17 protein-coding genes are annotated in these 13256 nt (G+C 63.0%); 12 read left to right on the forward strand and 5 right to left on the reverse strand.

Features of this window, described 5'->3' with window-relative positions; genetic code table 11:
• Window positions 1-69 precede the first annotated feature (69 nt).
• Together AWH62_RS10885 and AWH62_RS10890 are read left to right on the forward strand one after the other, a co-directional pair.
• The gene (locus AWH62_RS10885; protein ID WP_075190506.1) at window positions 70-624 is read left to right on the forward strand and encodes a hypothetical protein; all 555 of its coding nucleotides are present in this window, start codon (window positions 70-72) and stop codon (window positions 622-624) included.
• 68 nt (window positions 625-692) lie between these two features.
• Window positions 693-1958, forward strand: coding sequence for a M1 family aminopeptidase (locus AWH62_RS10890; RefSeq protein ID WP_143743019.1), 1266 nt, complete (start codon window positions 693-695; stop codon window positions 1956-1958).
• Window positions 1959-1960: 2 nt separating this feature from the next.
• Here AWH62_RS10890 and AWH62_RS10895 read toward each other — a convergent pair whose 3' ends face one another.
• The 4 genes from AWH62_RS10895 to AWH62_RS10910 all read right to left on the reverse strand — a co-directional run bounded on the left by AWH62_RS10895 (window position 1961) and on the right by AWH62_RS10910 (window position 4105).
• Entirely contained in the window at window positions 1961-2638 is a 678-nt protein-coding gene (locus AWH62_RS10895; protein WP_075190508.1) for a nitroreductase, read from the reverse strand.
• Between the two features lie 173 nt (window positions 2639-2811).
• Window positions 2812-3291 (reverse strand): VOC family protein, encoded by a 480-nt coding sequence (locus AWH62_RS10900; protein ID WP_075190509.1) that lies wholly within the window; start codon window positions 3289-3291, stop codon window positions 2812-2814.
• Between the two features lies 1 nt (window position 3292).
• Complete coding sequence (locus tag AWH62_RS10905; protein ID WP_075190510.1) at window positions 3293-3646, reverse strand: DUF1428 domain-containing protein; 354 nt, start codon at window positions 3644-3646, stop codon at window positions 3293-3295.
• A gap of 18 nt (window positions 3647-3664) precedes the next feature.
• Window positions 3665-4105 (reverse strand): VOC family protein, encoded by a 441-nt coding sequence (locus AWH62_RS10910; protein WP_075190511.1) that lies wholly within the window; start codon window positions 4103-4105, stop codon window positions 3665-3667.
• A gap of 114 nt (window positions 4106-4219) precedes the next feature.
• Here AWH62_RS10910 and AWH62_RS10915 point away from each other — a divergent pair, with 114 nt between their 5' ends.
• The gene (locus AWH62_RS10915) at window positions 4220-4906 is read left to right on the forward strand and encodes a helix-turn-helix domain-containing protein (protein ID WP_143743020.1); all 687 of its coding nucleotides are present in this window, start codon (window positions 4220-4222) and stop codon (window positions 4904-4906) included.
• Window position 4907: 1 nt separating this feature from the next.
• Here AWH62_RS10915 and erpA read toward each other — a convergent pair whose 3' ends face one another.
• Entirely contained in the window at window positions 4908-5237 is a 330-nt protein-coding gene (gene erpA, locus AWH62_RS10920; protein ID WP_075190512.1) for an iron-sulfur cluster insertion protein ErpA, read from the reverse strand.
• Window positions 5238-5332: 95 nt separating this feature from the next.
• On the opposite strand from erpA, the gene AWH62_RS10925 reads away from it, so the two are divergent.
• The 9 genes from AWH62_RS10925 (at window position 5333) to serS (ending at window position 13088) form a co-directional block, all read left to right on the forward strand.
• On the forward strand, window positions 5333-6523 hold the full coding sequence (locus AWH62_RS10925) for a deoxyguanosinetriphosphate triphosphohydrolase (protein ID WP_075190513.1): 1191 nt from the start codon (window positions 5333-5335) through the stop codon (window positions 6521-6523).
• 97 nt (window positions 6524-6620) lie between these two features.
• Window positions 6621-7478 (forward strand): SPOR domain-containing protein, encoded by an 858-nt coding sequence (locus AWH62_RS10930; protein WP_075190514.1) that lies wholly within the window; start codon window positions 6621-6623, stop codon window positions 7476-7478.
• Complete coding sequence (gene nagZ, locus AWH62_RS10935) at window positions 7475-8491, forward strand: beta-N-acetylhexosaminidase (protein WP_075190515.1); 1017 nt, start codon at window positions 7475-7477, stop codon at window positions 8489-8491. Before AWH62_RS10930 ends, nagZ begins: the two co-directional genes overlap by 4 nt.
• A gap of 47 nt (window positions 8492-8538) precedes the next feature.
• Entirely contained in the window at window positions 8539-9354 is an 816-nt protein-coding gene (locus tag AWH62_RS10940) for a ScpA family protein (protein WP_075190516.1), read from the forward strand.
• Window positions 9347-10156 carry an SMC-Scp complex subunit ScpB gene (gene scpB, locus AWH62_RS10945; RefSeq protein WP_075190517.1) on the forward strand — a complete coding sequence of 270 codons (810 nt, stop codon included), beginning with the start codon at window positions 9347-9349 and terminating at the stop codon, window positions 10154-10156. Before AWH62_RS10940 ends, scpB begins: the two co-directional genes overlap by 8 nt.
• Before the next feature lie 67 nt (window positions 10157-10223).
• The gene (locus AWH62_RS10950) at window positions 10224-10448 is read left to right on the forward strand and encodes a twin-arginine translocase TatA/TatE family subunit (protein WP_075190518.1); all 225 of its coding nucleotides are present in this window, start codon (window positions 10224-10226) and stop codon (window positions 10446-10448) included.
• Window positions 10449-10451: 3 nt separating this feature from the next.
• Window positions 10452-10919: a Sec-independent protein translocase protein TatB gene (gene tatB, locus AWH62_RS10955; protein WP_083635145.1), complete on the forward strand. Its 468-nt coding sequence runs from the start codon at window positions 10452-10454 to the stop codon at window positions 10917-10919.
• Window positions 10920-10924: 5 nt separating this feature from the next.
• Window positions 10925-11740: a twin-arginine translocase subunit TatC gene (gene tatC, locus AWH62_RS10960; protein ID WP_075190520.1), complete on the forward strand. Its 816-nt coding sequence runs from the start codon at window positions 10925-10927 to the stop codon at window positions 11738-11740.
• 70 nt (window positions 11741-11810) lie between these two features.
• Entirely contained in the window at window positions 11811-13088 is a 1278-nt protein-coding gene (serS, locus tag AWH62_RS10965; RefSeq protein WP_075190521.1) for a serine--tRNA ligase, read from the forward strand.
• The last annotated feature ends 168 nt before the right edge of the window (window positions 13089-13256 follow it).

Consider the following 13256-nt stretch of genomic DNA (forward strand, 5'->3'; position numbering starts at 1 on the left):
TCTTTGTTGGCGAATGAGCGTTCAGCCTAACCCGTTTCGGCGATGAGAAAAGACGCAGGAGCGCGGCAGATGCACAGACAGGTTTTGATTGCGGGACTGGGTGTGATGCTGCTGGTCTCGACCGGTCAGGCGCAGGGCGCCGATGCGGATGACGCGCCTGTCCTGCGCGAGGAATTGATGCCGCTCGCCTTTCTCGCCGGGTCTTGCTGGACCGGCGTGTTTCCCGGCTCGGAGACCTTCGACGTGCATTGTTATGAGCCGGTCTATGGCGGCCAGTATCTGCGTGATGTGCACGCCGTGCCGCAAGGTGCAGATGTCTATCGCGGCGAGACGCTTTATCATTGGGATGCCGAAGCGGAGGTGATCACCTATCGCTATTACAATTCCATCGGCGGCGTGTCCGACGGCACGATGACACCTGATGGCGACCGCATGCTCTTTCCCGACGAGACCCATCGTGGGCAGGATGGTGAGGAACGTGTCTTTTCGACGGTGATGGAGATCACCGGGCCGGACGGGTATTCCGTCGTCACCAGCGAGGATGGGGAGGTTGTCATGCAGATCGAATTCCAGCGGATTTCGCGGCAGGACGCTGATGAAATGGTGCCGGGCGGCGTTTGGTAGGCGATCCCGTTTGCATCTGATCCGGCCGGTTGCCGCATCCCTTGGCTGACAACAAGCCGGGGAGCATCATGACAGTCGAACACGCCATTCGGGCGGCCAGCGCCGCCATCATTATCGGTCTGACATCGGCGGCATCGGCCCAAGAGGCCAGCTACCACTATGACGGGGACCTTCGGCTCAGCCCGGAGACCGGCATGTTGGACGCCGACTGGACGTTGACAGTGAATGACGGCGAACGGTCCGAATTGACCCTGTTCCTCAATGCGGCGTTCGGCGAGGCGGAAATCAGTGGCGAGAGGGTCCGATCCGTTTCAAGCCGGTTGGTTGATGGTTTCAACGGACCCATGCGCGCCTACACGGTGATCCTCGATCCTGAAGCCGAAGGGCACAGGCGCGAGGTCCGGGTGAGGTATGCCGGAGCACTGTTTCCAGAGCCCCCTGAAACGGCGATCAACACGCTGGATACAAGCAAGGTTGAATTCACGGTCGACAGTTTCTGGCTGCCATTTGATGCGGGCTTTGATGCCCTGATGACAGCGGAATTGGATGTATGGTTGCCCGGCGAGTGGGCCGGGGTCGCCATGCAGTCGATCGAGCGCGTACCGGGTGGATTCCAGGTCGTCCAGGAAACGCCCACGCTCGATCTCGCCTTCACCCTGATGGCTGACTATCAGCGTCATGCCGCGCCGGGCTATGCCATTTACGACACCCGCGATCCAGCCGGCGCGAATATCGGGGCGGCGGTGGCGGCGCTTGATCATTGCACCAGCTATCTCAACACGCTGTCGGGCCCGGCCGGACCTTTGCCGGACGCGTCGATCGTCGTGACCAGCCGTAATGAGGGCGGGTATTCGCGGGGTACGTTGATCGCCCTGACGGATATCGCGGAGAGTTCCGAGGCCAGCCTGACCCAGTTCATCTGCCACGAGCTGGGCCATTACTGGAGCCATGGCAATGCGATGACGGTCGAGAACTGGCTCAATGAGAGCTTCGCCGATTATGTTGCCATCATGGGCATGCGCGATGCGCTCGGGGAAACAGCTTTCGAGGAGCGCCTGGCTCGCTATCAGACCCAGCTCGACACGGCATCAGTAGCGTTGCCGCCTGTGTGGACGCCCGCAACGACCGAGCGTCCGCCCTATCTGGTCGCCTATCGAAAAGGGCCGCTCGCCCTCTCCCGTGCTGAGGCGCTGATCGGGCGTGAGGCGTTTGAGCGCTTTATCCAGGCCGCGATGGAAGCGCGTGTCTCGACGACCCCGCAAATGCTGGACGTGTTCGAGGCGGTCGCCGGGGCCGAGGCGCGGACCGCCTTCGAAGCGATCCTCGCCGAATAGGCTCAGTGTTCCAGGAAGGTGGTGAAGCTGTCGACCGCATCGCGTTCCGAGCGCAGCGTGTTCACCGCCGCATCCGGGTCAGCATGACCGAGCGCCATGCCGCACCAGATGCGTTCCTCCGGTGACAGGCCGATTGCGGCGCCGACGGTTTTCCAGCGCGTCATCCAGGCTTCCTGGGCGCAGGTCGCCAGCCCCTTTTCCTCTGCCGCCAGCATGACGCACATGATGAACATGCCCAGATGACCCCATTGATTGGGGTTCATGCGGGCATCGAGGCTGAAGAACAGGCCGACCGGGGCGCCGAAAAATTCGAAATTCTTCAACAGATGATTGAGCCGGGCCGGCTTGTTGTCGCGATCAATCCCCATCGTCTCATACATCTGCTCGCCCAGCGCATGGCGGCGGGTGCGGAAGGGCTCCCAGAGCGATTTGGGATAGGCGCCGAAATCATTCTCGTCACCGAACGGATCGACCTCGAGGCGCATGCGGACCGTGTCGATGATGCGTTGGCGCGCCTGGCCGGTCACGACATGGACGGTCCAGGGTTGGAGATTGCCGCCGGACGCGGCCCAGCGGGCGGTGTCGAGTATGTCGCGTATCTCGGCCTCGCTGACTGGCGTGTCGAGAAAGGCGCGTGTCGAGATGCGCCGCCGGGCGATATCGGAAAAAGAGCTGCTCATGTCGTCCCCGTCAGTGTTCCGGGGAGAGTAAGCGGGTTCGCCGTGGCGTAAAGGCGTCAGTGGTGCAGCTGGCGGAAATGCCGGGGCTTCATCGCGGGCATGCGGGCGCATGCACCGGTCCGAAGCCCCGGCCTCCCGTCTGTGCCGGGGAGCGCGGGAGCTGGTTCGCCCGGTCAGTCGCCGCGGGCGGCGGCCTGCATGGCGGGCAGGTCGAGCTTGACCATGCCCATCATCGCTTCGGTGGCCCGCCGCGCCCGCTCCGGGTCGGGATCGGCCAGCAGGGCCTGCAGCCCGTCCGGGATGATTTGCCAGCTGACGCCGTAGCGGTCGGTCAGCCAGCCGCAGTGCATCGCCGTGCCACCGTCCAACAGCGCGTCCCACAGCCTGTCCTGTTCGGCCGGGTCCGTGCAGGTGACCATGATCGAGGCCGCCGGGCTGAGCGTGAAGTGCGGGCCGCCATTGAGCAGCATGTAGGGCGTGCCGGCGAGGGTGAAGGAGGCCGCCAGCGCTTCGCCGGCCTTCACACCACCGGGCGTGTCGACATTGAGCCGCTGGATATCGCCCATCTCGGCCTGCGCGAACAGCGAGACATAGAAACGGGCCGCCGCTTCGGCATCACCATCGAGCCAGAGACAGGTGGCAACCTGCGTCACATCAAACCTCCAATACCGTATCGAAACCGCCGAAGATCATCCGCTTGCCGTCGAACGGCATCGGATTTTTCGCCGGGTCCATCCGCGGATCTTCCATCATCGCCTGCATGGCCTTGTCGCAGGCCGCCTTGTCCGGCCAGATGATCCAGGAAAAGACCACGGTCTCGTCGTCGGCCTTTTTGACCGCCATCGGGAAGGACGTCACTTCGCCATCCGGGACATCATTGCCCCAGTTTTCGACGATCTTGATCGCGCCGAATTCCCGGAAGATTTCGGCCGCGATCCTGGCATGGTCGATGAAGGCCTGCTTGTTGGCATTGGGCACGGCAGCGACAAGTCCTGAAACATAAGTCATGGCTGGTTTCCTGTGTTGCTAAACGGGTTCGGGAGTTTGCGTGCCGGACATCGCCTCTTCGGCGGCGGCCATGTCCATCCACATCACTTCCCAGATATGGCCATCCGGATCGGCAAAGCTGCGGCCATACATGAAGCCGTGCTCCTGCACCGGGGTGGGGTCGAGTTTGGCGCCGGCCTTGCGCGCCTTTTCCGTGATCGCGTCGACGGCCTCGCGGCTTTCGCGCGACAGGCAGTTGAGCACCTGCACCTGGCTGTGGGCATTGATGATGGTGCGGTCGGTGAAGTCGGCGAAGCGTTTGTGGGTCAACAACATGATGCTGATTGTTTCGGAAAAGCTCATCATTGCGGCACTGTCATCGGTGCAGCGCGGATCATTGACGGCGCCGATGGCGGTGTAGAAGTCCTTCGACCGGTCGAGATCGGTGACCGGAAGATTGACGAAAATCATCTGAGTCATGGTTGAGTGTCCCTGTGGTGTTCGGGCTGTTTGATGGTCGTCCCTCATGCGACTTTGACCAGACTGCCGCGCCGAGTTATAAATTGCAACAGTGAAGTTAGAAAAAATAACTAAATGACGATTGTTCGCCCGGCCAAACGCTATAACGACGCCTGCGCCGCTGCCCATGCGATGGAATTGCTGGGTGAGCGCTGGGCCATGCTGGTCGTGCGCGAACTCCATACCGGCCCGCGCCGCTTTACCGATATCCGCGCCTCGCTGCCGGGCATCAGCGCCAATGTGCTGACGCAAAGACTTGAAGGGCTGGAACTGGCCGGCGTCATCCAGCGCCGTGACCTGCCACCACCGGCGGCGTCGCGCGTCTACGAACTCACCGAATGGGGGCGCGAGAGCGAGCCGATCTTCGAGGTCCTGGGGCGTTGGGCCGCACGTTCACCCTGGCATGATCCGACCCAGGCCTTCTCGGCTGCGTCCTTCATGCTGTCGCTGCGCACCATGTTCGATGCCGAACGCGGCAAGGCCTATCGCGGTCGTCTGAACTTCGTCATCGGCCATACCAGGCTCGCCTGCCGCATTGCCGACGGGGTGCTGGAGATCGCGCCGGGCGAGTTCGATGCGCCGGATGTGGTGATGACCGGGGAGGGGCCGGCGCTGGCCGGCTTCATCTATGGCGGGGTGCCGCTCGCAGCGCTGGAGGCCGATGCCGCAGTCACGGTCACCGGTGACCGGGCGCTTGCCGAAGCCCTGCCGGCGCTGTTTCCACTGCCGGACCGGTTTCCAATGCCGAACGCCGCCGACTAGCTCAGATTGAAAAGCTCGTACCGCAACCGCAAGCCGCTGTGGCGTTGGGATTGTGGATCTTGAAACTGGCACCGATCAATTCGTCGACATAGTCGATTTCCGAGCCGTCGAGGAAGGGCAGGGAGGCTTCGTCGATGACGACCTTGGCGCCGTCACGTTCGATGACCATGTCGTCGCCATTGACCGCCTCATCCAGGTCGAACGTGTAGGAAAAACCGGAGCAGCCGCCGCCGACCACGCCGATCCGCAACAGGCCGGCCGAGGCCTGGTTGGCGATGATGGCGTTGATCTGTTTCGCGGCCGAGGCCGAGAGGGTGACATTGGCGGACATGATGAAGCCTGTATTTGCCCCGACGGGGCCTTTGGTTTTGTACCTGTGTCGTCCTATATGGACCTCCCTCCGCGCGGATAAAAGGCCCCGCTGACATGATCATTGCCGCGACCGACCGTACCCGCGCGCCCTATGCCTGCCATCCCTCGCAATCGCGCGGCCGCCGTTATCCCCAGCCCGACAGTGCGATGCGCAATGCTTTCCAGCGCGATCGCGACCGCATCATCCACTCGGCTGCCTTCCGCCGGTTGAAGGAAAAGACCCAGGTTTTCGTGGCCCATGAGGGTGATCAATACCGCACCCGCCTGACCCATTCGCTGGAGGTCTCACAGATCGCTCGCACCCTGGCGCGGGCGCTGCACGGCGATGAAGATCTGGCTGAGGCCCTGGCACTCGCCCATGATCTCGGTCATCCGCCCTTCGGCCATGAGGGTGAACGCGTTCTGGCGCAGAAAATGAAGGATTTCGGCGGCTTCGATCACAACGCCCAGACCTTGCGGGTGATCACCAAGCTGGAAGTCCGCTACCCTGAATTCGACGGGCTGAACCTGACCTGGGAGACGCTCGAAGGCGTGGTCAAGCACAACGGCCCGCTTTTGACGGCCGGTCAGGGCGAGGCCGAGCTGCCGTGGGCCTTCACCGATTATGACGGCTGGCGTGAGCTGGAGTTCGCCACGCATGCCGGCCTGGAAGCCCAGATCGCGGCGCTGGCCGATGATATCGCCTACAACAATCACGACATTGATGACGGTTTGCGCTCCGGCCTGCTGGAAATGGACCCGCTGCTGGACCTGCCCCTCGTCGGCGAGATTTTTGCCCGGGTGCGGACACGCTGGCCGGACAAGCCGCAGGCGATCATCGTGCATGAGGCCGTGCGCGAGTTGATCGGGGTGATGGTCGAGGATGTGCTCACCGAGACCCGCCGCCGGCTCGACCTTGCCAAACCCGATGACGCCCAGGCCCTGCGCGAACTCGACCATCCGGTCGTCGCTTTCTCCGAACCGATGCTGATGCATCTGGCGGCGCTGCGCCGCCATCTCTTCGCCCACATGTACAAGCACTACAAGGTCAACCGGATGATGAGCCAGGCGCGGCGGGTGACCAGCGACTTGTTTGACCTCTATCTCGGCGATCCCGGCGTGTTGCCCAGCGATGTGCAGGCAGGCATGACGGGGGCCGGAACGGCGCAGACGGCGCGTGGCGTTTGTGACTATATCGCCGGAATGACAGATCGCTTTGCAGTGGAAGAGCACAGACGGCTTTTCACCGTGCAGGGGTATTTCTAAACTGTCGCGGCGGTAAGGGCATATCGACCGCAGTGTTATCGTGTTGCGGCGGGTCGCGATTCGCGTGGCCGCCGGGCAAGTGTGAGAACCGGATTTTATGACAGACCAGGACGAGGAAAGCCGGATCGGGGCCTATGCCCCTCCCGCCGACGAATTCGCCACCTTTGATGCGCGTGACGAGGATGCCCGGCGCGGGCTGCTCCTGTTGACCACGGCGCTGGCGGCCTTCGTGCTGTTCCTCGGTGTTGTCTGGAGCGCCTATAATCAAGGATTGCGCGATAGCGGTCGCGATGGCGCGCCGCGCCTCATTCCCAACGAGGAACCTTATCGCGAGCGTCCCGTCGACCCTGGCGGCGAAGAGACGCCCGATACCAATCTGGAAGTCTATGACCGGTTGACCGGCGAAGACGGGGCCGATGATCCGGTCTCCGTCCGTCCGGGGCCGGAAGAACCGCTGGAAGAAACCAGCCGTCCGGCGCTTCGTGTCGAGCAGGTTGACGCCGATGATGCGTCCGCAAATGCACCGATCGAGACCGCGGAATTGTCGGACGCGACGCCGCGCCAGGCGCCGCAGCGCCCGGAACGCCAGCCCGATCCGGAACCGGAAATCGAGGTGCAGCAACCGGCCCGCCAACCGGACCCGGCGCCCGTCGATACCCGTCCTGCCGCACCGGCAGGCACGGCGACCGCTGGTGTCGACCTGTCCGGCAGCTGGGTGGTGCAGATCGCGTCCTTCCGCACCGAAGCAGATGCCGAGGCCGCCTGGGTCGCCTTCCGCACCCGTTTCTCGGACATCTCCGCCGGCATGGCACCAGACGTCGCCTCGGTCGAGATCGAAGGGCGCGGCACCTATCACCGCCTGCGCATTGCCGCCTTTGGCGAGCGCGGTGATGCGGTGAGTTTCTGCACGACCCTGCAATCGCGTGGTCAGGACTGTCTGGTGGCGCGGCGATGACGATTGCTTCGGTGATCTACGGGCTCGGCGGGACCAAGCTCAGCCCGGACGAGAAAGCCTTTTTCCGCGATATCGATCCGTGGGGCTTCATCCTCTTTGCCCGCAATATCGACGACGTTCGGCAAGTGTCGCGCCTGACGCTGGAATTGCGCGATTGCGTCGGCCGGGATGCGCCGATCCTGATCGACCAGGAAGGCGGCCGTGTTGCCCGTCTGCGGCCGCCGACATGGCGCGCTTCGCCGGCGGCCCAGCGCTTTGCCGATCTCTGGTTCGTCGACGAGGAATTGGCCATCGAAGCGACGCGCACCAATCACCGTTTGCTGGCGCATGAGCTGCGCACGATCGGGGTTGATGTCGATTGTGCGCCGGTCGCCGATCTCCGGATTGAGGGCGCTGACGACATTATCGGTGATCGCGCCTTCGGGACGACGCCGGAGCCGATCATCCATCTGGGCCGGGCTGCCATGGACGGATTGATGGCGGGCGGTGTGGCACCGATCATCAAACATATTCCCGGTCATGGCCGGGCTCGGGCCGACAGTCATCTCGAGCTGCCGGTTGTGCCGGAAGAGCACGGCCTGCTGTCGGAAACCGATTTCGCCCCGTTCAAGGGTCTCAATGACGCCCCGATGGCGATGACGGCCCATATCCTTTACGCCGATATCGACCCGGATCAGCCCGCCACCCAGTCGCCTGACATGGTCGGCAAGATCATTCGCGGCGAGATCGGTTTTGACGGTCTTCTGATGACCGATGATCTGTCCATGAAGGCCTTGAGCGGTACTTTCCGCGAGCGTGGCGAACTGTCCATCAAGGCCGGTTGCGACATGCTTTTGCACTGCAATGGCAATATGAGCGAGATGATCGGGGTCGCCGAAGGCACAGCGGCGCTGGCCGGTCGTGCGCTTGAGCGGGCCGAGGCAGCGGAAGCGGCGCGTGATGTGATCGAGGAATTTGACCCGGTCGAGGCCGAATCGCGGCTCAATGACTGGCTGGACAGGCTTCCGGCCTGATCCGCCGGGTTGGGTGACTTGGTCAAGCTGGCTGAAACGGGAGCATCGTGAGCGAGGAATTCGAGGAAGACGTCCGGTTTGAAGCCGCCGAGAACGCCGAGACCGATGCGCTCGTCGTTGATCTCGACGGATTCGAGGGACCGCTCCACCTCCTGCTCGCACTCGCCCGCAAGCGCAAGATCGATCTCGCCAAGATCTCGATCCTCGAACTGGCCGAGCAATATCTGCTCTTCATGGAGGCGGCGCGCCAGAAGCGTCTCGACCTCGCCGCCGACTATCTCGTGATGGCCGCCTGGCTGGCCTATCTCAAATCGAAACTCCTCCTGCCCAAACCGCCCAAGGATGAGGAGGACCAGCCGGCGGAAGTGCTGGCCGCGGCCCTGGCTTTCCGGCTGCGCCGTCTTGAAGCGATGCGGGCGGCCGGTGAGGCCTTGTTTGCGCGACCGCTGCTGGCGACCGATATTCACGTCCGCGGCATGCCGGAAGGGGTGCGGGCGACACGCTCGGTGGTCTACGAAGCCGATCTACATGATCTGCTGTCGGCCTATGCCAGCCGCCGGGTCAAGCAGGCGCGTTCGGTCTACCGGCCACCGACTCCCAAGGTTTATGGCCTGGAAACTGCAAGAGACCGGCTTGAATCGCTGATGCCGCAAATCAGTGAATGGCGAGAACTGGATAGCCTGCTTCCCGGGGCCGGGGAGTTGGGGGCAAATCCACCTCCGATGCGGTCAGTGCGGGCCAGTTCGATGCTGGCCGCGCTTGAAATCACCAAGGAGGGCCATGCACGATTGCGCCAGCATGAAGCCTATGCACCGCTATTCATGCGGTCGCTGTCCGGGGAAGAGGGCGCCGAGGATGACTGACGAGACGACGACAGACGAGCCGCAGGACGCAATTTCCAGCGCGATCTCCGCCTTGCGTGAGCGCGCCGCCCATCAGGGGCCGAGCGTTGCTGCCGATGCCGAGGCATCGGAAGCGCTGGGCGTGCATCTCGCGGTCAATACCGAGCGCCAGAATCTGCGCATTCTTGAGGCGCTCCTGTTCGCTGCCGCGGAACCGCTCGACGAAGAGACACTGATCGGCCGCCTGCCGCTGGAAGCGAATGTCCAGGACCTGCTCGGCAAGCTGCAGGTGGAATACGCCGAGCGCGGCGTACAGCTGGCCGAGGTTGGTGGTCGCTGGCGGTTCGAGACCGCGCCGGACCTCGCCGAGGTGCTGGTCGAGGTCAAGCAGGAGCCGCGCAAACTGTCCCAGGCGGCGCTCGAAACCCTGTCGATCATCGCCTATCACCAGCCGGTGACGCGGGCCGAGATCGAGGAAATCCGCGGTGTTGCGGTGTCGCGTGGCACGCTGGACCTGTTGTTCGAACTGCGCTGGGTGCGTCCGCGCGGTCGCCGCCGCACGCCGGGCCGTCCGGTCACTTACGGCACCACCCAGGCCTTCATGGAATATTTCTCACTGCAATCGATCGGCGATCTTCCCGGCATGTCCGATCTCAAGGCGGCCGGCCTGCTCGATGCCCGCCTACCGCCGGACTTCTCGGTTCCGGACCCGACCCGCAGTGTCGAGCCGGACCTGTTGGAAGACCCGCTCAGCGACGACGAGGCACACGCCTTCCACGTCGACTTCATGGACGGCGACGACGATCCGGACAGTGCTGCCTGATTGACAGGTTGGACGGCGCTGGACAAACGCAGTAGACCCAATTGGCGCGTTTCAGACGGAGGGGCAAATGGCTCCCGGCATGTGGCAAATTCTACTGGTGGTCCTGCTTGCGGTGCTGCTGTTTGGCGGTCGCGGCAAGATTGCCTCGGTCATGGGTGACTTCGCCAAGGGCATCACCAGCTTCCGCAAGGGGCTGAAGGATGATGAAGGTGAGGGCGAAGAGTCGGCATCGGACACGCCGGCCGGCGCGCTCAATACCGAGACCCGTGAAGACGAAAAGACCGGGAGCTAGGCGATGAGCCCCGGCATCGGCATGCCGGAATTGCTGGTGGTCCTGGTCCTCGCTCTGGTCGTGGTCGGGCCGCAGCAATTGCCGGTCATGATGCGCAAGGTCGGCCAGATGATGGCCCAGGCCCGCGCCATGGCGAAGGATTTCCAGAACAGTTTCGAGGAAATCGGTCGTGAGACCGAGCTGTCCGAGCTGCGCCGCGAGATCGAGGCCCTCAAACAGTCCAATCCGGTCAACGAGATTGGTGGCGAGCTGAACAAGGCCGCCCGCGCTGCGCAGGATGATGATATCCGCCAGCTCAAGATGAAACAGGTCGAAAAAGACCAGGCCGTTCTGGAGGCCGCCAAGGCCGACAAACTCGCCGCACTCGAGCAGGCAGACGCGGACACGTCGACCGAGGCTGGCGAAGAGGCCGCGACCGGCGAGGACGCGCCGGCGCCGCAAAAACACGCCGACCAGATCAAGGGACGCTGAGCCGGATGGCCGAAATCGAGCATGATGAAGTCGAATCAAGCCGCGCACCGCTGATCGATCATTTGATCGAGCTGCGCTCGCGGCTCGTGATCATCATGGGCTTCCTGCTGGTCGGCTTCATCGGCTGTTTCATCGTTTCCGAGACCCTCTACCAATGGCTCTTGCTGCCCTATCGCGATGCGGCCTCGATCGTGCGCGGGGTTCCGGTTGAGGAGCTCGACCTGACGGCGAATTTCTTTGCGCCGCTGGAATTCTTCTTCGTGCGGTTGAAACTGTCCCTGGTCGGTTCGATCATCATCATCTTCCCGGTCATCGCCTGGCAGATCTACGGTTTTGTCGCGCCGGGCCTGTACAAGAATGAGCGCGGCGCCTTCGCGCCCTTCCTGGCCATGTCGCCGGTCCTGTTCGGCCTCGGCGTGAGTTTCGTCTATTTCTTCGTCCTGCCGATGGTGATGCGCTTTTCGCTCGGTCAGGAACAATCGGCGGAACTGGTCGGGACACGGATCGAGCTTCTGCTCAACGTCTCCGACTATATGAACCTCATCACCACGCTGATGCTGGTCTTTGGCATTTCCTTCCAGATGCCGGTCTTCCTGATGTTGCTGGCCAAGGCCGGAATCCTCAGGGCGAAAACCCTGCTGAAAGGCTGGCGTTTTGCGGTCGTCGGGATTGCCCTGTTTGCCGCCTTTGCGACACCGCCCGACCCGATCTCGCAGATCATGCTCGGCGGGGCGCTGATGCTGCTCTACTTCATCTCGATCGGCGGCATGCATTTCATGCAGCCCTCCGAGACCACAGAAGACGAGCGCCAAGAGGACTGATCCGGTTTACGGCGCGCGCGGGCAGGGCTATAGCCCGGCCTCGTTATTTCATTGCAACCGGATCAGACCCATGCATGACATCAAGCTCATCCGCGACAATCCCGACGCTTTCGACGCTGGCCTGGCCAAGCGTGGCCTGGCGCCGCAATCCGCGACCCTGATCGAGCTTGATGTCTCCCGCCGTGAGGCGCTGGGCGCGCAGCAGGAGGCCGAGACCGAGCGCAATGCCCTGTCCAAGCAGATCGGCAAGGCCAAGGCGACCGGTGACGAAGCCGAATTCAACCGGCTGCGCGCGGAAGTCGACCGCCTCAAGACCGTCCTCGAAGAGTCCGGCCAGCAGGCGCGTCATTTCGACGAGGTGATGAACCAGCATCTCGCCGCGCTGCCGAACCTGCCGCATGACGATGTGCCGCAAGGTGCCGACGAGAACGACAATGAGGAGGTGCGTCGTGTGGGTGATCCCCGGGCAATGAATTTTGCCCCGCGTGACCATGTCGATCTCGGCGAGGGCCTCGGTCAGATGGACTTCAAGAAGGCCGCGGAAATTTCCGGCTCGCGCTTTGTTGCCCTTCGCGGTGGTCTGGCCCGCATGGAGCGTGCCCTGGCGCAATTCATGCTCGACCTGCATACGACCGAGCACGGGTATGAAGAGGTCAGCCCGCCTTACATGGTGCGCGACGAAGCCATGTTCGGTACCGGGCAATTGCCCAAATTTTCCGAGGACCTCTTCCGTACGACGGATGATCGCTGGCTGATCCCGACGGCTGAAGTCCCGCTGACCAATTTGGCCCGTGATACCATCCACGCCGAGGCTGATCTGCCCGTGCGCATGACCGCCTACACGCCGTGTTTCCGATCGGAAGCCGGTTCGGCCGGTCGCGATACGCGCGGCATGATCCGCCTGCATCAATTCCAGAAGGTGGAAATGGTCTCCATCGTCACGCCGGACGAGAGCGATGCCGAGCTGGAACGCATGACCGGTTGCGCCGAAAAGGTCCTGCAGTTGCTGGAATTGCCCTACCGCGTCATGAAGCTGTGCACTGGCGATATGGGCTTTGCCGCCCGCCGTACCTATGACCTTGAAGTCTGGATGCCGAGCCAGGATTGCTATCGCGAAATCTCGTCCTGCTCGACCTGTGGCGATTTCCAGGCCCGCCGGATGGATGCTCGTTTCCGCAAGGAGGGCGAGAAGCGTCCCGCCTTCCTGCACACGCTGAACGGATCCGGCGTCGCTGTCGGCCGCGCCCTCGTGGCGGTGCTGGAAAACCACCAGAATGCCGACGGCTCGATCTCCATTCCCGCAGCGCTGCGGCCCTATATGGGCGGGCTTGAGCGCCTGGAAGGCTGAGCCCGGTATCGGATGCCGGTGCGCTACTCAATTTCCCGCCTGACGATTCGGCGCTTTATTCTGCTCGCCCGATAGGGGCGTGGCCGGAGCGACCTTGCCGGCATCTGCCTCGTCGCTTGTTCCGCGGTTCCTGTGATAAGTTAATTGTAATCAGACGTTTCTGCCGAT

Origin of the sequence: Maricaulis sp. W15 (assembly GCF_001924955.1) — a bacterium.
GTDB classification, from domain to species: domain Bacteria; phylum Pseudomonadota; class Alphaproteobacteria; order Caulobacterales; family Maricaulaceae; genus Maricaulis; species Maricaulis maris.